Here is a 20,347-nt window from a genome sequence, read left to right on the forward strand (position 1 = left end):
TCGGACGGAACGACTACCGTAACGACAACGGCAACGGTAAGCGGAGGAACATGGACGGCAACGGATGCGGATATCTCGGGACTTACAAACGGACCAATCACGGTAACGGCGAACGTGACCGATGTAGCATTGAACCCGGCAACGGACAATGACCCGATCACATTAGATAATACAAGTCCTATAGCAGACAGTTTTAGTACAATTGATACTACGCCAATAATAACAGGTCAAGCAGACCCTAATGAAACACTTGTTGTTGAATTAGATATTGACGGAGATAATGTACCTGATGTGACTTACACAGTTATCACTGATATTAACGGAATTTGGAGCATTGATACTGAAACAGCAACTCCAGATTCAGGAAGTTTACCTGTATTAGTAGATGAAGACACCATTAATATCACAGTGACCGATCCTTCAGGTAATACGGGTACAGGAATCATAACTATTTCTGTTGATACCGATGGCGACGGACTTAACGATAACGAAGAAATAACTTTAGGAACCAATCCTAACAATCCAGATACCGATGGAGATGGTATTAACGACGGTCAAGAAGTTAATGTTGATAATACAAATCCGTTAGATGATTGCGATTCAGTTGGAGGAAGTCCATTAGGAACAAGTGATTGTGATGAAGACGGATTAACTACAGATGAAGAGATAGCCTTAGGTACAGATCCAAACAATCCGGATTCAGATAATGACGGTTTAACCGATGGTGAAGAAGTAACTTTAGGTACTGACCCAACAAATCAAGATACGGATGGGGATACTATTTTAGATGGTCAAGAAGTATTGGATAATACGAATCCTCTAGACGATTGCGACCATGTGAATGGTATAGCTTTACCAATTAGTGATTGTGATGAAGATGGATTAACCACAGCACAGGAAGATACAATCGGTACAGATCCTAATAATTCAGATACAGATGGTGATACTATACCGGATGGTCAAGAGATCGAGGACGGTACGGATCCTTTAGATCCTTGTGATTCTATAGGAGGAGTTCCAAGTAAGGAAGCAGGATGTAACCAAGAGGTCGTAGATTCTGGAATAGCGGTTGCTAATGAGGTTATAACACCAGATGGAGATGGCACGAACGACTTTTTCAGGATTGAGAATATCGAGTCTTTCCCTAACAACACGGTGCAGATATATAACCGTTGGGGTATAGTGGTGTACGAAATGTCGGGTTACGATAACAACACCAATGTTTTCGTTGGGTCATCCGACGGTAGGGCTACGATAAGCCAAGATTCGGAGTTACCTGTAGGCGTGTACTTCTATGTAATTAAATATGATAACGACGGTAACAGCCTTAACAAGTCAGGTTACCTATACATAAACAGATAAAAAATTCCCCTAAAAACCAACACGATGAACAAATATTTTCTAACCATTATAATTACCGTAGCAGGACTCTTTATGGGCTATTCCCAGCAAGATGCCCAGTATACACAGTATATGTACAATACCATATCGGTGAACCCTGCGTACGCGGGTTCCCGAGGAGTGTTGAGCATTGTTGCACTTCACCGTTCGCAGTGGGTGGGGCTTGACGGCGCACCTACAACGCAGACGCTTAACTTCCATACGCCGGTATCAGACCATGTAGGTCTTGGGCTATCGGTGGTGAACGACGAGATCGGTAACGGTACCAACCAGGATACGTATATCGACGCGGCGTTCAGCTACACGGTGAACACCTCGGAGGAGGGGAAGCTGTCGTTCGGACTAAAAGCCGGCGGACACCTGTTCAACGTGGACTTCACGAAGCTAAGAAACTACGGAGCGGAGAGCAACCTGCCGAATATAGATAACAAGTTCTCACCGAACTTCGGTGCGGGTATCTATTACCATACGGACCAGTTTTATGCAGGGCTATCGGTACCCAACTTTTTACAGACCGAGCATTTCGACAGTTCCGATTCGAACAGTTCTAGCCTCATCGCACAAGAACGTATGAACTTCTATTTGATCACGGGCTATGTGTTCGAACTAAGGAACGACGTAAAGTTCAAGCCTGCGGCACTTATCAAAGCTGTAAAAGGAGCACCTTTACAGATAGATCTTAGTGCTAACTTCCTTTTCAACGACAAGTTCTCTTTGGGGGCGGCCTACAGATGGGACGCCGCATTGAGCGCACTGTTCGGTTTCCAGTTGAACGATCAGTTGATGCTGGGGCTTGCCTATGATAAGGAAACGACCGATCTAGGAGCTACAAGGTTCAACGACGGCTCTTTCGAGATCATGCTCAGATATGAATTTTTGAACAAGTACAAACGAGTGATCACCCCAAGATTCTTTTAAAAAAACGACATGAAAAAAAGAGGATATATTTTTTGTGGCTTGGCGGTAATGGCTATGATGGCAAGCGCACAGGACAAGAAGATTCAGAAAGCGGATACAAAATTTACGAACTACGCCTATGCCTCGGCGATACAATCGTACGAACAATTGGTAAAGGACGGTTATACCGAAGAAGAGGTGTACAAGAATCTTGGCAACGCGAACTATCTGAATGCGAACTACGAAGAGGCATCTAGCTGGTACGGCAAGCTGTTCTCGCTTAAAGGAGCGAATATCGACCCTGAATATATGTACCGCTACGCACAGACCTTAAAGTCACTTGAAAACTATAAAGAATCTGACACGTGGATGAACAAATTCAAGAGTGCAAGAGAGAACGATCAACGTGCGTTGGTATTCGATGAGAACCGAGATTATCTTGAACAAATCGAGGAGCGCTCGGGGAGGTACGAACTCAAGAACATCGGACTTAACTCGAAGGTATCGGACTTTGCGCCCTCTTTCTATGAAGACGGACTGGTGTTCTCTACGGCAAGGGACAGCGGATTGCTATCTAAGAACATCCATAAATGGAACAACGGTTCCTTTTTAAATCTATATAAAGCGGCACAGGATGATCAAGGTAATTTTACCTATTTGGACAAGCTCAGTAAAAGATTGAACAAGAAGACCCATGAATCGTCAACGGCATTTACCAAAGATGGCACTACGATGTACTTTACCCGAAACAACTCCGACGACGGGAAGTTCGAAAGGGACGAAGAAGGGGTAAGTAGATTGAAGATATACAGGGCTACCAAAGAAAACGGCGAATGGAAAAATATAGAAGAACTGCCCTTTAATGGTGACAGCTACTCGGTAGCACACCCGACGCTGAACAACGACGAGACGAAATTATACTTCGCCTCGGATATGCCCGGCACAAAAGGGGAATCGGATATCTACGTTGTGGATATCAACAAGGACGGCAGTTTCGGTACACCGAAGAATCTAGGCAATAGAATCAATACCGAGGCAAGGGAAACTTTTCCGTTCGTAACGGAATCCGATAAATTATATTTTTCATCCGATGGCCACCCGGGACTTGGAGGGCTTGATGTCTTCGCAACCGACCTGAACAATGAAACGGGTGAGATTTACAACGTAGGACGACCTTTGAACGGAGAGGAAGACGACTTTTCATATATCATCAACGAAGAGACGAAGAAAGGCTTTTTCGCATCGAACCGCAAAGGAGGACAGGGCAACGACGATATCTACAGTTTTGTAGAAATGACCCCGCTCGATTTCACCTGCCATACAAATATAGCAGGAATCGTAAAGGACCAAAAAACCAATGCACTGTTAACGGATGCATCGGTAACGGTATACGACAAGGATAACAAAGTGGTATCTAGCTCGAGCACGGACGAGAACGGAGCGTTCGAAATGGAAGGTAATTGTGCAGAAGGAAGTTACAAGGTAGTAGCGACTAAGACCGATTACGAGGAAGGCAACAAGACCTTCATGACCGTCAAAGCGGAGGATGCCATGGGCATAGAGATCGTACTGGCACAGGTAGACCCATCGGCACCGATAGGTACCGACCTTGCGAAATATCTGAACATAGAACCGATCTACTTCGATTTTGATAAATATTTCATCAGGGAAGATGCAAGGATCAGTATCGAAAAGGTATTGGCATATTTGAACGAATACCCGAAAGTAAACGTACAGGTACGCTCACATACCGATTCACGTGCGAACGATGCGTACAACATGCGATTATCGGCGAACAGGGCAAAGGCAACCGCCGATTACCTAATAGCGGCAGGCATCCCGAGCGACAGGATTTCATACGAAGGTTATGGAGAAACCGAGCTTACCAATGGTTGTAACAACAATGTTCCCTGTAACGAAAGTAAACATCAACTTAATAGACGATCAGAGTTTATCGTGGTAGAATAAACTACAAATATTAATTTCATTAAAAGTGGATAGAAGCAATGCTTCTATCCACTTTTTTGTTGTTGACAAAAGTCATATTTATGTATTATTGTCGAAAAATCATTTAGATAATATGTAAAATACATAAATAATTGTACAATTAACAAAGTAAAGAGAAAGTATATCAAATAGATATTAAGTTCTTCGTTATTGTTTTTTTAAACTTCTTAACTTTAAATATGTCTACTATTTTTGTTTATTTTCTTCCTTTATTACTTTTTATTGTTTTAATAATTTGGAGGTTATGGTTTTATAAGAAAACCATTGATCCTAATGATTTTAACTCAGAATGGCGAGATATTCTTAATAAAGAGGTTTCGTTTTATGAAGAACTGTCTGTAACCGACAAACTCCGTTTTGAAAAAGAACTATTATATTTTTTTGATGATGTAACTATAACAGGGGTAAGGACTCTTATAGATGATACAGACCGCTTATTAGTAGGTTCAAGTGCAGTAATACCATTATTTGGATTTCCAGAATTACGTTACCGTAATATTAATGAGGTGTTACTTTATCAAGGTAGTTTTAATAATGACCATCAGACAGAAGGTGATGAACGTAATATTTTAGGAAAAGTAGGTAAAGGCGATATGAATCGTTTAATGATTTTATCGTTGCCCGCTTTACGTGCAGGATTCAAAAAAGAGAATTCATCTAGTAACGTCGGTATACATGAATTTGTGCATTTAATAGATATGGCAGATGGTTTGGTTGATGGTATTCCTGAAAGTCTTATGCAAAAACAATACGTAGCCCCTTGGTTAAAATTGATGCACAAAGAAATTGAAAGTATCAAAGAAAATAAATCTGACATTAATCCGTATGGTGCAACCAGCGAAATAGAATTTCTAAGTGTCGCCAGTGAATATTTTTTTAATAATCCTGAGAAATTTCAAGGAAAACACCCTGAGCTTTATAGGCTAATGAATAAGATGTACCGTTATTCTACATGATTATAAATCGGTCTTTGATTATTACCTAAAACCAAAAAAACCTCCAAATAATAGATATTTGAAGGTTTAAAAGTGACCGGGCCGGGGCTCGAACCCGGGACCCTCTCCTTAAAAGGGAGATGCTCTACCAACTGAGCTACCAGGTCAATAATTTAAAGAACTTAAGCGCTTACCACTTATAAAAGCTGGATCAGACATTTAAATAAAATAGCCTCTTTTTTTTAAGAGGCTATTTTATTTGTGACCGGGCCGGGGCTCGAACCCGGGACCCTCTCCTTAAAAGGGAGATGCTCTACCAACTGAGCTACCAGGTCAAAAGCAAATTTGGAAAATAATTCCCTCAATGCGGGTGCAAATATAAGTCGATTACTTTATTTTCCAAACCCTTTTCAAGATAAATTTATTTTTTTTTGAAAAGCATATTAATTAGTCCAATTTTGTACAAATGAAAAAAATGAAAATAGTATTGCTAGGGTATATGGGTAGTGGTAAATCTACCGTCGGTAGAATTGTAGCTAACCATTTGAATATTAATTTTTTAGATTTAGATGAATATATTGAAGAAGGTGAATCGATGTCTATTGCTTCCATTTTTGAGACCAAAGGAGAAATCTATTTTAGAAAAAAGGAAATAGAATATCTCAATGAAATATTTTTAAATAAAAACAATTTTGTACTCTCTTTAGGTGGTGGTACACCTTGTATTGGCACTAATATGGACTTCATAAATGAGAAAACCGCCAATTCTTTCTATTTGAATGTGGGTATAAATGAACTCTTTGATCGCTTAATTAAAGAAAAAAGCCATCGCCCAATGATTTCTCATTTACAAGATGTTGAACTGACAGAGTTCATTGGTAAACATTTATTCGAAAGAAGCTACTTCTATAATAAAGCACATCAAAAAGTGAAAAGCAATAATAATACCCCTACCGAGATTGCTGAAATGATAGTGAACAAACTAGTCTAAATAGACTCTATCGTTTTTGGATTCAAAATGAACATTTACATGCTCTTGTAGCGAGGTAGATAATGAAATACCTTTATAATCTGCTTTAACAGGATACTTCTTATGGTTTCTGTTCACCAAAACAGCAGTTTTAAGTTGCTTTAATGGCGTTTTTAGAAAATGATGCACACCATATATTAATGTAGTGCCAGAGTTTAAAACATCATCCACGATAACAACTGATTTATTAATAAAATCTGCATCGGGCAATGATGTTGTTACTCCGCTTGACAATGGATCTTTCTTATCCATAGACAATTTGCACAGCACAATTTTAGCGCCAGTTATTTTTTTAAGCTTAGCGACTATTTTCTTCGCAAAATCGAGTCCGCCGCCCTCTATTCCTGCAATAATGATTTCTTCTTCAGAAACATTTGCCTCATAGATTTGGTAGGCTATACGTTCAATTTTATGTTGAATCTGCTGGTGCGAAAGTATGGTATGTTGCATGTGTTGTTCTTAAAATAATAAAGATAGGTATGTTTTTAAAAGTTTAGGCTAATCTTCAACTTCTTTACTTTTATTATCAACTTCTGTGGTGTCTGCTTCGTCGTTTTTGATATCGCTATCTAAATAATCATCAATATCTCTTCTGTCTTTTTTGGTAGGTCTACCAACACCTTTTTTACGATAATAATCTTTAGAGTATTGTAAAAGTTCGTTATGCTCAAAGGCTTCTTTAGGTGTGGTATCTTTTCTATAAATGTCTACGAGTTTAGCGCCAACGCGACTTGGCGGTATGTCAAGAACCGTAAATTTATAGTCAATTTGATTTTTACGTACCACGATTTCATCCATTGGGTAAACTTCTCTACCTGGTTTAGCGGCGATACCATTTATTTTTGCATGCCCTTTTTTACAGGCGGTGGTAGCAATGTTTCGTGTTTTAAAATATCGTAGACTCCACAAGAATTTATCTATGCGCATTATAGGTTGCATTTCTTTGTTAACTTCCAAACAAAAATAGGGGAAAATTGTATCTTGCGCGTTCAAAATAAATTATTGATGAAATTGAAAAATGCCTATTTGCTAATAGCAGGTTTACTAATAATAAGTTCTTGTAAGAATGATGACGATGCTATAGGTGAAGTGATACCGCCAAGGTTATTAAGTGAAGTTACTGTAGAGGATGATGCTGAAATCATAGAGTTTTTAAAGACACATTTCTATAATAAAGAAGATTTCGATACACCACCAGAAGGTTTCGATTTCAAAATTAAATTTGATACGATTGCTGGTGTAAACAGCACTCAACCATCTCTATTTGATAGTCCGAATTTAATTACCCAAACAATTTCTGTTGATTCTGAATCTTTAGGACGAGCAGATGACGATGAGACAATCGATCAAAAATTATACACTTTAGTTGTAAGACAGGGTGTGGTAGCAGGAAAACCTACTATTGGCGATAATGTTATTTTGAGATATGAAGGTTCATTTTTAGACGGTAGTTTGTTTGATGCTTCATCCAATCAACCAATACCTCTTAATTTATCTGGTGTTGTACGAGGCTTTGGTAATGGTATGAAAAACTTTCAAACTGGTAACGGTCCAATTGAAAACGGAGATGGTACTATTAGTTATGAAGGATATGGAATAGGAGCTATTTTTATGCCATCAGGTCTTGGTTATTTTGATTCTAGCTCAGCTAGTGGTAGTATCCCTACTTATTCACCATTAATATTTAAGATTGATGCTTTTAGTTATGAGGTCGATACTGATTTCGATGAAGACGGTATACCTTCGATTCTAGAAGATTTAAATAATGATGGAAATTTAAATAATGACAATACAAATGAAGAACAAGAAGCCTCAGCGAGGGTTTATGTTGCCAATTATACTGATCCAGATGATGACGGTGATGGTATTTTAACAATTGACGAGATTAAAACTGATGGAGTAATTAAAAAAGATGAAGAAGGAAATATAATTTTTCCTGATACAGATGGTGACGGTACCCCTGATTATCTTGATAATGACTTATAGTAAATCATTTTAAAATATAAAAAAACCTCTTAAGTACCCTTAAGAGGTTTTTTTATTTATTCTGTTTTCGTTTACAGTGCCAAAGACAAACTTAAAATCAATTGGTCTGGTCTTGTATCTATTCTACTCGGACCTAAATTTGTGATGTTCGTATTGACGAAAGTAGCTTCGTTATCGCTAAATCCTCTTTCGTAACGTAAATCTATACCTAATTTACCAAGGTTAACTCCGGCGCCAATATTCATCCCAACGGAAAAATCATTTTCTACATCATCAATAGTAACACCATCAAATTCGGTGTCTAAAATATATTGAAAACTAGGACCGGCAAAAACGTGTAACGGACCAATTAGGTTAATACCTAATAGTACAGGTACATCTAATTTGCTCATATCAAAATCTGCTCCGTCATAATCAGATTTAGTTTTGGTGTATACCAACTCTGGTCTCACATAGACTTTAGAGGCTCCGAATTTTCCGAAGACACCTACATGATATCCTACGTTTCTATCCGGATTTTTTGCTGCATCACCTACCGATTCAAAATAATCTCCGTTGGCGTTGTAGTTTAATCCTCCTTTAATTCCGAATCCCGAATCGCTCTGCGCTACCCCATAAAACCCAGAGAGTGCCATAAAGGCAACTAAAATTGTTTTTTTCATATTCATTGTTGTTTAGGTGGAACAAGTAGCAAATACGATACCAAATGTTCCATTTCTCGTTATACCATCAGAACGGAGGTAAAATATCTTTATTGTTTATCATTGTTTTTGGGTCAATCTCAATTTTATTAAGTTACAATTTTGAACACGTTGCTTTAACTGTTTCATAAACATCTTTGCTTTTTATTAAGTTTTTCCCAAACTCAGTTCATTATATTTGCAGCTAGATTTAGAAATTTTGAAATTTACACTACACAATACCGATACTCAATCAAAAGCTAGGGCAGGAACTATGGTAACTGACCATGGTACTATTGAAACTCCAATTTTTATGCCTGTTGGCACGGTTGCTTCTGTAAAAGGGGTACACCAAAAAGAATTAAGAGAAGAAGTAAATCCTGATATTATCCTTGGTAATACCTATCATTTGTTCCTTCGCCCAAAAACAGAAATTTTAAAGAAAGCAGGCGGACTCCATAAATTTATGGGATGGGATAGAAACATACTTACCGATAGTGGTGGGTATCAAGTGTATTCTTTATCAGCGAATAGAAAGATAAAAGAAGAAGGGGTAAAATTTAAATCTCACATAGATGGCTCTACCCATTTATTTACACCAGAGAATGTAATGGAAATTCAACGTGTCATTGGAGCTGATATTATTATGGCTTTTGATGAATGCACACCTTACCCTTGCGATTATAATTATGCAAAACGATCAATGCATATGACACATAGGTGGTTAGACAGGTGTATTAATCATTTAGAAAAAACACCTTTTGAATATGATTATGAACAAACGTTTTTTCCGATAGTACAGGGATCTACCTATAAAGACTTAAGAAGACAATCTGCAGAATATATTGCAAACGCGGGTGCAGAAGGCAATGCAATTGGCGGGCTATCTGTTGGTGAGCCGGCAGAAGAAATGTATGGCATGACCGAGGTAGTATGTGAAATATTGCCTGAAGATAAGCCACGATATTTAATGGGTGTTGGTACACCTATTAATATTCTAGAAAATATTGCCTTAGGTATAGATATGTTCGATTGTGTAATGCCTACCAGAAATGCAAGAAACGGTATGTTATTTACAGCACACGGCACTATAAATATAAAGAACAAGAAGTGGGAAGATGATTTTTCACCTATTGATGAAATGGGAACCACATTTGTTGATAGAGAGTATTCAAAAGCTTATTTAAGACATTTGTTCGCTGCCAATGAATATTTAGGAAAACAAATAGCAACAATTCATAACTTAGGCTTTTATATGTGGCTCGTGCGAGAAGCTCGTAAGCATATTATTGCAGGTGATTTTAGAGCTTGGAAAGATATTATGGTAAAACAAATGGATAAAAGGCTATAATGCTATCAATAATAGATAAATACATTCTAAAACGGTATTTAGCGACTTTTTCGTTGATGCTTTTGCTATTCATTCCCATTGGTATAATGGTGAATTTGGCAGAGCAGATCGGTAAAATGATCGACAACGAAGCACCATTAAATGAGATTGTAATGTATTATGTGAATTTCACTATATATATCGGTAATCTATTATTTCCTATTTTTCTATTCCTCTCCGTCATATTCTTTACCTCTAAGTTGGCGAACAATACCGAAATCGTTGCCATTTTAAGCTCTGGAGTTTCTTATGGTCGATTTCTAAGACCTTATGTGATAGGGGCTTCTATGATTGCGATTTTAATGTTCTTTATGACCATGTTTATTGTACCTAACGCTAGTGTGGGCTTCAATGAATTTAAGTACAAATACCTTAAAAAAGGAAAACAAGATCGGGTTACCAATAACATATTCAATCAACTCAACGAAACAGATTTTATATACGTAAGTAGTTTTGATCCCGCCAGGCAGTTAGGTCATAACTTTACCTTTGAACGTTTTAATGAAAACAACGAGCTAGATTTTAAGATTTCGGCTGCTAATATTCGTTGGGTAGAGAAAGATTCTAGTTATCGATTGACATCTTATAAAAAAAGAACTGTACTAGGTGATACGGCAATTATTGAAAGTAAACGCCGGCTAGATACCATTTTTGCTTTTGATATTGGCGACTTAACTCCCGTTTCATACGTTGCCGAGACAAAGAACCTTTTTGAATTAGATACTTTCATTAAAGATCAAAGAAGAAAGGGTGCCTCTAATATTAATACCTATGTATTGGTAAAGTACAAGCGTTGGGCCTTGCCATTAACTGCATTTATTTTGACCATTATTGCTGTTTCGGTTTCTTCTGTGAAGAGACGTGGTGGTATGGGAGCTAATTTGGCTTTCGGTATTTTAATCGCATTTATTTTTATATTTTTTGATAAAGTATTCGGTGTACTCGCCGAGCAATCGGGCTTTTCGCCTTTGCTTGCCGTAATTATACCCAATGTAGTTTTTGGATGTCTGGCCTTTTATCTACTACAAAATGCAAAAAGATAGAATTCATAATCTTCTCCATTTACATTTCATTGTTTTTATATGGGGCTTTACAGCCATTTTAGGCAAATTGATTACCATAGATTCATTACCGTTGGTATGGATCAGAATGGGGTTGGCGACGTTGTTTATTGCGATTTATATACTTTTTGCAAAATTCAGCTTAAAAGTTTCTAGAAAAACATTTTATTGGCTGGTTGGCGGTGGTATTGTGGTAGCATTACATTGGGTAACCTTCTTTCTCGCCATAAAAGTATCTACGGTATCGGTAGCATTGGCTATGATGTCTACTGGCGCCTTTTTTACAGCATTAATGGAGCCATTTTGGTATAAACGTAAAATTATAGGGTATGAGATTGTTTTTGGCTTGATGGTCGTTGCAGGGCTATATCTCATTTTTAAAGTAGAAACTGAGTATATCTATGGTATGGTAATCGCATTGATATCAGCTTTTTTAGCTGCTGTTTTTTCATTGATAAATGGTAAGTTGGTACAAAACCACAAACCATCGGTCATTTCTTTTTATGAGTTAGGCGTGGGCATGGTTTTCTTATCTGTATTATTGCTGGTTAAAGGTGATTTTAATATGTCATTGATTACACTACCTCAAATGGACTGGTCCTACCTAATTGTATTAGCGCTTATTTGTACTGCATATGCATTTATTGCATCGGTGAAAATAATGCGTGTACTAACACCATATACAGTAATGCTTACTACAAATCTCGAACCTGTATATGGTATTTTGTTAGCTTGGCTTATTTTTGGCTCTGAAGAAAAGATGAAACCTATGTTTTATGTGGGAGCCCTAATTATACTCAGTACGGTAATTGCCAACGGTATTTTAAAGCAAAGAGCGAATATTAAAAAAAGGGTACCCAAGATTTAGGTATTAAAGTTTTATCTTTGAGCCGCAACTAAAGAAACTTTATAGAAATATGGAATATTTGGATTTTGAACTTCCTATTAAAGAACTGGAAGAGCAATTGGACAAGTGCATGATTATTGGCGAGGAAAGTGATGTCGATGTATCAGAAACTTGTAAGCAAATTGAAAAGAAACTTACCGAGACCAGAAAAGATATTTATAAAAATCTAACTGCTTGGCAACGCGTACAGTTATCTAGACATCCAAATAGACCTTATACATTAGATTATATTAAAGCTATTTGTGGTGATACTTTCTTAGAATTACATGGTGATCGTACCGTAAAAGATGATAAGGCTATGATCGGTGGTTTAGGTAAAATCGGTGATCAGAGTTATATGTTCATTGGTCAACAAAAAGGATACAATACAAAAACACGCCAGTATAGAAATTTTGGTATGGCCAACCCAGAGGGGTATAGAAAGGCTTTACGTTTAATGAAATCTGCAGAAAAATTTCAAGTACCTGTTGTTTGCTTAATAGATACACCGGGTGCTTACCCAGGTATTGAAGCAGAAGAACGCGGACAAGGAGAAGCTATTGCAAGAAACATTATTGAAATGACCCGCCTAAAAGTGCCTATAATTGTTGTAATTATTGGTGAAGGTGCATCTGGTGGTGCTTTGGGTATAGGTGTAGGTGACAAAGTTTTAATGCTTGAGAATACTTGGTATTCAGTTATTTCGCCAGAATCTTGTTCTTCAATTTTATGGAGAAGTTGGGAGTATAAAGAAATAGCTGCAGAGGCTTTAAAATTAACTGCTACCGATATGAAAAAGTTGAAACTAATAGATGAAATTATTCGCGAACCTGCAGGTGGTGCTCATGCTAATAGAGAAAAAACTTTCGAAATCGTTAAAAATAAAATTTCTTCTCATTTTGAGGATTTACAAAAGTTATCACCAAAAGAATTAGTAAATCAGCGTATGGATAAATATGCTCAAATGGGTGTTTTCAACGGCTAATCTACATTTTAGGCTTCTTTAAAATATACCGAGGATTTTATTCCTCGGTTTTTTTATGTTATTAACAGAAAATCGTAACTTATTAACAATCAATTGTTAGTGAACTGTGAACATCACAACCGATGTTTAACACGTTAACTAAAGGTTAATTGCATACTTTCGCACTATGGAGAACACGAAACCTTTTGTTGGTCGTAAGATCGATAAATCTACTATTATTAACCTTGAAAGAGGTAAAATTCCGCCACAAGCTGTTGATTTAGAGGAGGTTGTGTTGGGGGCTATGATGATAGATAAAAAAGGTGTCGATGAAGTAATCGATATTTTACACCCTGATGTGTTCTATAAAGACGCGCATAGATTTATTTATGAAGCCATCTTTGTACTCTTCGAAGAGTCGCAACCAGTCGATTTATTAACCGTTTCGTCACAACTTAAAAAAGTAGGTAAATTAGAGGTTAGCGGTGGTGATTTTTATCTGATAAAATTGACCCAAAAAGTAGCGTCATCTGCTCATATTGAGTTTCATGCACGTATTATTCTTCAAAAATATATTCAACGTAGCTTAATAAAAATTTCAGGTGAAATTATTGAAGAGGCTTATGATGAATCTACCGATGTATTCGATTTATTGGATGCTGCGGAGGCTAAACTTTATGATGTTACCCAAGGTAACTTAAAACGTTCTGCAGAAACAGCACAAGACTTGGTTATTCAGGCAAAAAAGCGAATTGAAGAAATTGCCGGTAAAGAGGGTATGAGTGGTATACCATCCGGATTTGATAAATTAGACAAGCTTACTTCTGGTTGGCAGCCGAGTGATTTAATTATTGTTGCTGCACGACCTGGTATGGGTAAAACCGCTTTGACATTATCTATGGCTAGAAACATGGCCGTAAATACAAATACACCAGTAGCGTTCTTTTCTTTAGAGATGTCTTCAGTGCAGTTAATTACAAGATTGATTTCTTCTGAAACAGGTTTGTCTTCAGAAAAATTAAGAACCGGAAAGCTTGAAAAGCATGAGTGGGAGCAACTGAACGTAAAAGTGAAAGCTTTAGAGAAAGCGCCTTTATTTATAGATGATACACCGTCTCTTTCAATTTTCGATTTACGTGCAAAGGCAAGACGTCTAGCTTCGCAACATGGTATAAAAATGATTATGATCGATTACTTGCAATTGATGACGGCTGGTGGTAGTCAAAAAGGAGGAAACAGGGAACAGGAGATTTCTACAATTTCTAGAAACTTAAAAGCACTAGCAAAAGAATTAAGTGTGCCTGTAATTGCATTATCTCAGCTTTCGCGTGCGGTTGAAACACGTGGTGGAAGTAAAAGACCAATTCTTTCGGATTTGAGGGAATCTGGAGCGATCGAGCAAGATGCCGATATTGTATCGTTCATTTATAGACCTGAGTATTATAAAATTGAGGAATGGGATGATGAAGAACGTACTCCGACTCAAGGTCAAGCAGAATTTATTGTAGCAAAACACCGTAATGGTGGTCTAGAAAATATTAGATTGAAGTTTATCGGTAACCAAGGTAAGTTCGATAACCTCGATGATTTTGACTCTCCGTTCGAATTCCAGTCTAAAATGAATGCAAATGAAGAGAATCCGTTTGCCACCAAAAACTTACCAAGTGCAGATGATGCTTTTGGTAGTAGTATGAATAGTAGTCCTGATTTAGATGAGGATAATGATGTTCCATTCTAAAGTAAAACATAATTGTAACTTTGAAAGTCTCCCATTTGGGGGGCTTTTTTGTTTTAAAACCAATTGGTTTTCGGTAAATACAATTATCATAATTACAATAGCTTTAACGGCACCATAAATATTGCTCCAAAGAATTTACTATATCTTTGGGTGAATACATTGATAATACTTTATGTCCAAATTAATAACATCAGTCTTCTTTCTTCTACTTTCGGTACAACTTTTCGCATCATCGATTTTGATTCCGATGGATGCCGATACTCAAAAAAATCATTTAAAAGCATACGGTATTACGTATTGGGTTTTGGCAAAGCAGCAAAAAGTACAATGGCTATTGAATTATAGGGGAGGATCTTTTTTACTTCCGGATGGGGAAAGCATTAGAAAAGAATGTCAAATTAGGGGAGTAAGTTTTGAAATTTTATCTGATGCACAAGCAAACGGAATTTTAGATGAAATAAGTAGTCCTTCTGTGAATCAAGATGCTGTAATACTAGAAAAAGCTCCGCGAATTGCAGTGTATTCTCCACAAGATAAACAACCTTGGGATGATGCCGTAACTATGGCATTGACGTATGCTGAAATTCCGTATACCACTATTTATGATGAAGAAGTATTGGGAGATAAGTTAGCATTGTATGATTGGCTTCACTTACATCACGAAGATTTTACGGGGCAATATGGTAAGTTTTATGGGGCATATAGAGCAACGCCTTGGTATATTGAAGGGAAAAAGAATTCTGAAAAGTTAGCAAAGAAATTAGGATTTGATAAGGTGTCTGAAGAAAAAGGAGCAGTAGCGTTAAAAATAAGAAACTATGTTATTGGTGGCGGATTCATGTTTGCTATGTGTTCTGCAACCGATAGTTTTGATATTGCTTTAGCTGCTGACGGTATTGATATTGTAGAACCTATGTTCGATGGTGATGCTTCAGATCCAAATTACCAAGCAAGTTTAGATTATGGTAAAACTTTTGCTTTTACAGACTTTATATTAGAGAGAAGTCCGCTGAAATATGAATTCTCTTCTATCGATATGACGAATAAAAGAGGAAATGTAGCGAAGGAATCAGATTACTTTTCGTTAATGGATTTCTCTGCTAAATGGGATCCGGTGCCTACCATGTTATGTCAAAATCATACTTCTTTGGTAAAAGGTTTTATGGGACAAACAACTGCTTTTACGCGTTCAGAGATAAAACCAACTGTTTTAATCTTGGGCGAAAATAAATTAAACGAAGAAGCAAGATACATTCACGGTATAAAAGGAAAAGGCTTCTTTACATTTTACGGTGGTCATGATCCTGAAGATTACCAACATAGAGTAGGGGACCCAAAAACCGAATTAGAGTTGCACCCAACTTCACCAGGGTATCGTTTGATACTTAATAATGTTTTATTTCCGGCAGCCAGAAAGAAGAAGCAAAAGACCTGATTTTTATTCTTTTTTCAATTGAAATAAAAAAAACCGTAATTAATATGAAAGTATTGATTACGGTTTTTTTCTATAAGGTTTCTTTTTTGGGTCTAGAATACTCCAATAAAGTGACTACCTGCAACATTTACTAATTCCGCACCTTTAGTTACTGCACCTGTTTCTGTTGCTACAACATAGATATTTCCGTTTTGACCAACAGCACCTTGAGTAAGGTAAATTTCGGTTCCTTCAACAACAAAGCCTTGGTATTGAAATAGGTAGAAATCTGGATCATAAGGAATGTCATTAATTTTAACTGCAGTCTTGGCATTTAAATCTACTAAGGCGAAAAAACCTTGTGCACCAGCAACACCATCAGCAGAACCGTCATGACGATAAGCTAATACCCCTTTGCCATTTGCAGTTGGTCTCCATGCTAAAATATATGCACCTTCTACACCTAAAGCATCGTCTAAATTGAAATCGTAAGTATTATCATATTCATTATCTGAATCAATTTTTAAAATATGAGAACCTTCTGGGTCACTTTGGTTTGCTTGATAAACACTACCGTTGTATTCGAAAGAATTAATACTTCGGTAGCCGTTCGTATTTCCATGACCAACTGTAGATGTAATTACTGAAGGATTAAGTAGAGAAGGGTAGTCTAAAACAATGGTTTTAGAACCTAAAATCTCAAAATCGCTATCACTTTCAGCGGTAGAAGGATCAACTTTGCTTAAACGAGCACCAATATATAATTTGTTTCCTGCAGCATTTAAAGTTGGCATATCAATTCTAGAGATATAATAACCGGCCGCTTCTTCCTCTGTGCTTAAAGGTACACTATGCTCTTGAAATTCTTTAATTGAAGAATTTACCAAATCTAAAGTTACCACACCAATAGTAGCCTCGGTACGAGTGTAGGTATCATTCTCGTCAAATTCATTTTCATTGTTTACATAAACGGCAGCACCGGTTTTATCTCCGTCGAATAATTTTATCCATCGTGGGGCTGTACCTACATATGGGGCTATACTAACTTCTGATCCAGATGGTGTAAAAGTTTGTCCGCCTTCAACGGTATACTTAGTATAATTACCACCAGTATCACCAGCGTAGCTAATATTGAAAATAGTATTACCATCTTCAGAAGATTGTAATCTTGCTGTTCTGTTAGACGGTGCAATAAAACCATTTTTAAAAGGCTCAATAGAAACAGTAGGGTCTTTAGCATCAACACTAGTTACTGCGTAAATTAAAGTTCCACCATTACCATCACCTGGATCTTCTCCCATTTTAGCTCCCGCAACAGTAATCCATCTAGGCTCTTCCGGTTCAACAGTATCTGGTTCTTCTGTATCTGTTTCTGGTACTACTACAGTATCGTCTTCATTACTGCAGGCGGTCATAAGACCAGCGGTAAATATAATTGCAGCAAAGGTTTTTAGATTTAGAAACGTTCTTTTCATTTTTAGTATTAATTAAAAGATTAAAATTTATTTATTGCGTAATTCAGTTTTAGGTAAAAAGCTCTTCCTGGTTTTTGAACAGAAAGATTATCGTAAACGGGTTCGTCGAATATATTTTTAATATCAAAACTTACTGTAACTCTGTTATTTGGAAATGCATAGCTAAGTCCGAAATCTTGTGATATTTGTTGGGGAACGGCAAAAAACTCATTACCAACGGTGTTGCTGCCTTGAGCAGTTAGGAAAGAAAATTCATCGGTGAAGTACACATTGTAAAATGCATTAAGTCTAGACTTTTTCTGTATTAAATCTTTGAAAGAATAGCGTAAACCGCCATTCATGGTAAAAAACGGCGTATTAGGCACATCGATTTCTATTCCTTGATTTTCAATTTTTAAATCAAATCGAGAAATATTGAAATTCAAGCCAAAATTGTTGTCGTAAGAGTAATTTAGTTGCGCATCAAAACCTTTAGATGTACCACTACCTTGGTTTACATATACAATTAATTCATCATCAACATTCAAAGATGTTTCAATAGGTAGACCAATTCTGTCTTTTATGTTACGGGTGAAAACATTGGTAGATATCGTAAAAGCATGTTTTTTAATATTGAAATTTCCAAATCTGAATCCTAAGTTGAAGTTCTCACTGCTTTCTGGATCAATACTTGAATTGGCTACCACGTTATCTCCATCATTACCGAAAATCTCAGTTTCGTCTGGTAATCTAATTGCTTTTTCTGCGGATGCTAATAAGGTGATACTAGGTACAATTTCGTAAGAAGCAGCAAAACCATAGCCATCATAATTTTTATTGCTGCTGACTACTTCATCTACTACCACATCATTTCCGTCAGCGTCAGATTCAATAGCAGGATCAATACTAGTAGATTTCTGTTGGTAATGTTTGCCAAATAAACTTGCCTTTAATTTTTCATCAAAAGCGGTTAACTCGTAGGTTAAGGAATATATGTTCTTTTTCAATTCTCTTGTGCCTAAAAAAGTGTTTTCTAATACAGATCTTAAGGCATCGCTATCTTCTCGGTCGATTCCGCTATACACATGATTTATCGATACACTATGATGGTCGTTTATGGCATAAGAAACACCACTTCTTATAGAGGCTACATTTCTTTTTATTTTAGCAAGTGTAGGTCCTCCTTCTTGTTGAGACCTCCAGGTATATTGGTATTCATTTCCCCTAAAATCAACTGCTCTTTCTCCGTTCCAACTATATGCCCAAGAAACAGTGTCATTTACCGCACGGTTTCTTTTTCCGTATAGACCATTTATGTTCACATCAAGCCCTTTTGTGAAAAGATCTTTCTTTTGATAGTTGATACTTCCTAATAAAGCATCAGATTCTAAAAACCTATCCTTATATGGGGTTATGGTCATAAAAGCTCCATGCTGTACTTCTTTATAATCATCTGATCCAGTGACACCAATAAAAAATTGGTCAGCCCATTTTACATCGGTAAAACCTATTTCTGCTCTACCACCAGTAGATCTGTAAGCATCATTGAATCTTCTTGCGGTTATAGGAGTTTGTACCCCGCCTAAGCCGGTAATAACAACACTTCTTCCCGATACCTTATAATCATTATCAGAGTAGTTGTGAAAAAGAGATGCTTTAACCGTTAACCCTGATTTATCAGAACGATACAAGCCATTTACACTGGCTTGAGTCGTATTGAATGATCCGTAGGATACCGACGCATTAAAATTCGTTTTTGCATCATTGTGGAGTACTATATTAATAGCTCCACCCAACGCATCGTCGGCTAAATAACCAGGTACCACGCCTTTATAAACTTCAATGTTTTTAATCATTGAAGGTGGTATACTATTTAGATTGAATGAATTACCGTAAGTTGAAATGGGAATTCCATCTATAAATATACGTACCGAGTTACCAGATAATCCGTTTAAACTATAGGTTACCTCTGAACCTAAACCGCCATTTTGACGAATTTTTACCCCAACAGTAGTATTCAGTAGTTCGTTGGTTTGTATATTTCTAAGGCTAGCTTCTTCTGTTTTTATTGCGCTGACAGCAAAACCTTTTGTTTCTAGTTTTGTTTCATGCGATTTACCGTTGATGGTAACTTCATCTAAATTCTCTGTAGATTCTTGTAGGGTAAAATCAAGATTGACTTTATTGTTACTTTCCGATATTTCAAAAGGTATTGAACGAGTTCCATAACCAACGAATGAAACTATCAGGTTGTATTTTCCTTTTGGAACATTTTTGATAGTGTAGAAGCCATTATCATTAGTAAGAACGCCAAGTTTTAGTCCCTCAACCAATACACTTGCAAATGGTAAAGAATCGCCAGATGTATCTTTTACGGTACCCGAAACTGTTCCTGAAATTTGCTGTCCTTGAACAAATAAGAACATGAAGAAAAGTACAGCAGTGAAGATTTTTTTCATTTGATTTAAAATAGCTACTAATCTTTATTAAGATTAAGTCTAAAT

17 protein-coding genes and 2 tRNA genes are annotated in these 20,347 nt (G+C 36.9%); 12 read left to right on the forward strand and 7 right to left on the reverse strand.

Annotated features, from left to right (window positions below):
• The 4 genes from ACEN2N_RS18570 to ACEN2N_RS18585 all read left to right on the forward strand — a co-directional run.
• The coding region (locus ACEN2N_RS18570; protein ID WP_441825729.1) for a gliding motility-associated C-terminal domain-containing protein at positions 1 to 1,362 on the forward strand (1,362 nt) is incomplete at its 5' end.
• Between the two features lie 24 nt (positions 1,363 to 1,386).
• Positions 1,387 to 2,319, forward strand: coding sequence for a PorP/SprF family type IX secretion system membrane protein (locus ACEN2N_RS18575; RefSeq protein ID WP_441825730.1), 933 nt, complete (start codon positions 1,387 to 1,389; stop codon positions 2,317 to 2,319).
• Between the two features lie 9 nt (positions 2,320 to 2,328).
• A complete protein-coding gene (locus ACEN2N_RS18580; RefSeq protein WP_441825731.1) occupies positions 2,329 to 4,266 on the forward strand; it encodes an OmpA family protein in 1,938 nt (645 codons plus the stop codon).
• Positions 4,267 to 4,484: 218 nt separating this feature from the next.
• Positions 4,485 to 5,261: a zinc-dependent peptidase gene (locus ACEN2N_RS18585; RefSeq protein WP_441825732.1), complete on the forward strand. Its 777-nt coding sequence runs from the start codon at positions 4,485 to 4,487 to the stop codon at positions 5,259 to 5,261.
• 73 nt (positions 5,262 to 5,334) lie between these two features.
• On the opposite strand, the gene ACEN2N_RS18590 is transcribed toward ACEN2N_RS18585, so the two are convergent.
• Both ACEN2N_RS18590 and ACEN2N_RS18595 read right to left on the reverse strand, forming a co-directional pair.
• A tRNA-Lys gene (locus ACEN2N_RS18590) sits at positions 5,335 to 5,407 on the reverse strand.
• Between the two features lie 95 nt (positions 5,408 to 5,502).
• Positions 5,503 to 5,575, reverse strand: a tRNA-Lys gene (locus ACEN2N_RS18595).
• 140 nt (positions 5,576 to 5,715) lie between these two features.
• On the opposite strand from ACEN2N_RS18595, the gene ACEN2N_RS18600 reads away from it, so the two are divergent.
• A complete protein-coding gene (locus tag ACEN2N_RS18600) occupies positions 5,716 to 6,231 on the forward strand; it encodes a shikimate kinase (RefSeq protein ID WP_441825733.1) in 516 nt (171 codons plus the stop codon).
• Here the strand turns inward: ACEN2N_RS18600 and ACEN2N_RS18605 are convergent.
• Together ACEN2N_RS18605 and ACEN2N_RS18610 are read right to left on the reverse strand one after the other, a co-directional pair.
• Complete coding sequence (locus ACEN2N_RS18605; protein ID WP_441825734.1) at positions 6,223 to 6,720, reverse strand: phosphoribosyltransferase family protein; 498 nt, start codon at positions 6,718 to 6,720, stop codon at positions 6,223 to 6,225. The two genes, ACEN2N_RS18600 and ACEN2N_RS18605, sit on opposite strands and share 9 nt — an antisense overlap.
• Positions 6,721 to 6,768: 48 nt before the next feature.
• Entirely contained in the window at positions 6,769 to 7,197 is a 429-nt protein-coding gene (locus ACEN2N_RS18610) for an RNA-binding S4 domain-containing protein (RefSeq protein ID WP_441825735.1), read from the reverse strand.
• A 78-nt stretch (positions 7,198 to 7,275) separates the two neighbouring features.
• On the opposite strand from ACEN2N_RS18610, the gene ACEN2N_RS18615 reads away from it, so the two are divergent.
• Positions 7,276 to 8,256, forward strand: coding sequence for an FKBP-type peptidyl-prolyl cis-trans isomerase (locus ACEN2N_RS18615; protein WP_441825736.1), 981 nt, complete (start codon positions 7,276 to 7,278; stop codon positions 8,254 to 8,256).
• Positions 8,257 to 8,327: 71 nt separating this feature from the next.
• Here the strand turns inward: ACEN2N_RS18615 and ACEN2N_RS18620 are convergent, their stop codons facing one another.
• Complete coding sequence (locus ACEN2N_RS18620) at positions 8,328 to 8,918, reverse strand: porin family protein (protein ID WP_441825737.1); 591 nt, start codon at positions 8,916 to 8,918, stop codon at positions 8,328 to 8,330.
• Positions 8,919 to 9,156: 238 nt separating this feature from the next.
• Here ACEN2N_RS18620 and tgt point away from each other — a divergent pair, with 238 nt between their 5' ends.
• The 6 genes from tgt (at position 9,157) to ACEN2N_RS18650 (ending at position 16,410) form a co-directional block, all read left to right on the forward strand.
• The gene (gene tgt, locus ACEN2N_RS18625; RefSeq protein WP_441825738.1) at positions 9,157 to 10,287 is read left to right on the forward strand and encodes a tRNA guanosine(34) transglycosylase Tgt; all 1,131 of its coding nucleotides are present in this window, start codon (positions 9,157 to 9,159) and stop codon (positions 10,285 to 10,287) included.
• Positions 10,287 to 11,369 (forward strand): LptF/LptG family permease, encoded by a 1,083-nt coding sequence (locus ACEN2N_RS18630; RefSeq protein ID WP_441825739.1) that lies wholly within the window; start codon positions 10,287 to 10,289, stop codon positions 11,367 to 11,369. Before tgt ends, ACEN2N_RS18630 begins: the two co-directional genes overlap by 1 nt.
• A complete protein-coding gene (locus ACEN2N_RS18635) occupies positions 11,356 to 12,255 on the forward strand; it encodes a DMT family transporter (RefSeq protein WP_441825740.1) in 900 nt (299 codons plus the stop codon). Before ACEN2N_RS18630 ends, ACEN2N_RS18635 begins: the two co-directional genes overlap by 14 nt.
• Before the next feature lie 49 nt (positions 12,256 to 12,304).
• Entirely contained in the window at positions 12,305 to 13,258 is a 954-nt protein-coding gene (locus ACEN2N_RS18640; protein WP_441825741.1) for an acetyl-CoA carboxylase carboxyltransferase subunit alpha, read from the forward strand.
• A gap of 166 nt (positions 13,259 to 13,424) precedes the next feature.
• Positions 13,425 to 14,975 (forward strand): replicative DNA helicase, encoded by a 1,551-nt coding sequence (gene dnaB, locus ACEN2N_RS18645; RefSeq protein ID WP_441825742.1) that lies wholly within the window; start codon positions 13,425 to 13,427, stop codon positions 14,973 to 14,975.
• A 172-nt stretch (positions 14,976 to 15,147) separates the two neighbouring features.
• On the forward strand, positions 15,148 to 16,410 hold the full coding sequence (locus ACEN2N_RS18650; protein WP_441825743.1) for an asparagine synthetase B: 1,263 nt from the start codon (positions 15,148 to 15,150) through the stop codon (positions 16,408 to 16,410).
• Positions 16,411 to 16,502: 92 nt separating this feature from the next.
• On the opposite strand, the gene ACEN2N_RS18655 is transcribed toward ACEN2N_RS18650, so the two are convergent.
• Together ACEN2N_RS18655 and ACEN2N_RS18660 are read right to left on the reverse strand one after the other, a co-directional pair.
• Positions 16,503 to 17,864 carry a hypothetical protein gene (locus ACEN2N_RS18655; RefSeq protein WP_441825744.1) on the reverse strand — a complete coding sequence of 454 codons (1,362 nt, stop codon included), beginning with the start codon at positions 17,862 to 17,864 and terminating at the stop codon, positions 16,503 to 16,505.
• Positions 17,865 to 17,884: 20 nt separating this feature from the next.
• Positions 17,885 to 20,302 (reverse strand): TonB-dependent receptor, encoded by a 2,418-nt coding sequence (locus tag ACEN2N_RS18660; protein WP_441825745.1) that lies wholly within the window; start codon positions 20,300 to 20,302, stop codon positions 17,885 to 17,887.
• Between the last annotated feature and the right edge of the window lie 45 nt (positions 20,303 to 20,347).

Origin of the sequence: Maribacter spongiicola (genome assembly GCF_052119685.1) — a bacterium.
Classification (GTDB): Bacteria; Bacteroidota; Bacteroidia; order Flavobacteriales; family Flavobacteriaceae; genus Maribacter; species Maribacter spongiicola_A.

Bases quoted from the DNA above. Each gene is read 5' to 3' on its own strand.
- ACEN2N_RS18575 (WP_441825730.1), top strand. From the start codon at position 1,387: ATGAACAAATATTTTCTAACCATTATAATTACCGTAGCAGGACTCTTT.
- ACEN2N_RS18580 (WP_441825731.1), top strand. From the start codon at position 2,329: ATGAAAAAAAGAGGATATATTTTTTGTGGCTTGGCGGTAATGGCTATG.
- ACEN2N_RS18585 (WP_441825732.1), top strand. From the start codon at position 4,485: ATGTCTACTATTTTTGTTTATTTTCTTCCTTTATTACTTTTTATTGTT.
- ACEN2N_RS18600 (WP_441825733.1), top strand. From the start codon at position 5,716: ATGAAAATAGTATTGCTAGGGTATATGGGTAGTGGTAAATCTACCGTC.
- ACEN2N_RS18605 (WP_441825734.1), bottom strand. From the start codon at position 6,720: ATGCAACATACCATACTTTCGCACCAGCAGATTCAACATAAAATTGAA.
- ACEN2N_RS18610 (WP_441825735.1), bottom strand. From the start codon at position 7,197: ATGCGCATAGATAAATTCTTGTGGAGTCTACGATATTTTAAAACACGA.
- ACEN2N_RS18615 (WP_441825736.1), top strand. From the start codon at position 7,276: ATGAAATTGAAAAATGCCTATTTGCTAATAGCAGGTTTACTAATAATA.
- ACEN2N_RS18620 (WP_441825737.1), bottom strand. From the start codon at position 8,918: ATGAAAAAAACAATTTTAGTTGCCTTTATGGCACTCTCTGGGTTTTAT.
- ACEN2N_RS18630 (WP_441825739.1), top strand. From the start codon at position 10,287: ATGCTATCAATAATAGATAAATACATTCTAAAACGGTATTTAGCGACT.
- ACEN2N_RS18635 (WP_441825740.1), top strand. From the start codon at position 11,356: ATGCAAAAAGATAGAATTCATAATCTTCTCCATTTACATTTCATTGTT.
- ACEN2N_RS18640 (WP_441825741.1), top strand. From the start codon at position 12,305: ATGGAATATTTGGATTTTGAACTTCCTATTAAAGAACTGGAAGAGCAA.
- dnaB (WP_441825742.1), top strand. From the start codon at position 13,425: ATGGAGAACACGAAACCTTTTGTTGGTCGTAAGATCGATAAATCTACT.
- ACEN2N_RS18650 (WP_441825743.1), top strand. From the start codon at position 15,148: ATGTCCAAATTAATAACATCAGTCTTCTTTCTTCTACTTTCGGTACAA.
- ACEN2N_RS18655 (WP_441825744.1), bottom strand. From the start codon at position 17,864: ATGAAAAGAACGTTTCTAAATCTAAAAACCTTTGCTGCAATTATATTT.
- ACEN2N_RS18660 (WP_441825745.1), bottom strand. From the start codon at position 20,302: ATGAAAAAAATCTTCACTGCTGTACTTTTCTTCATGTTCTTATTTGTT.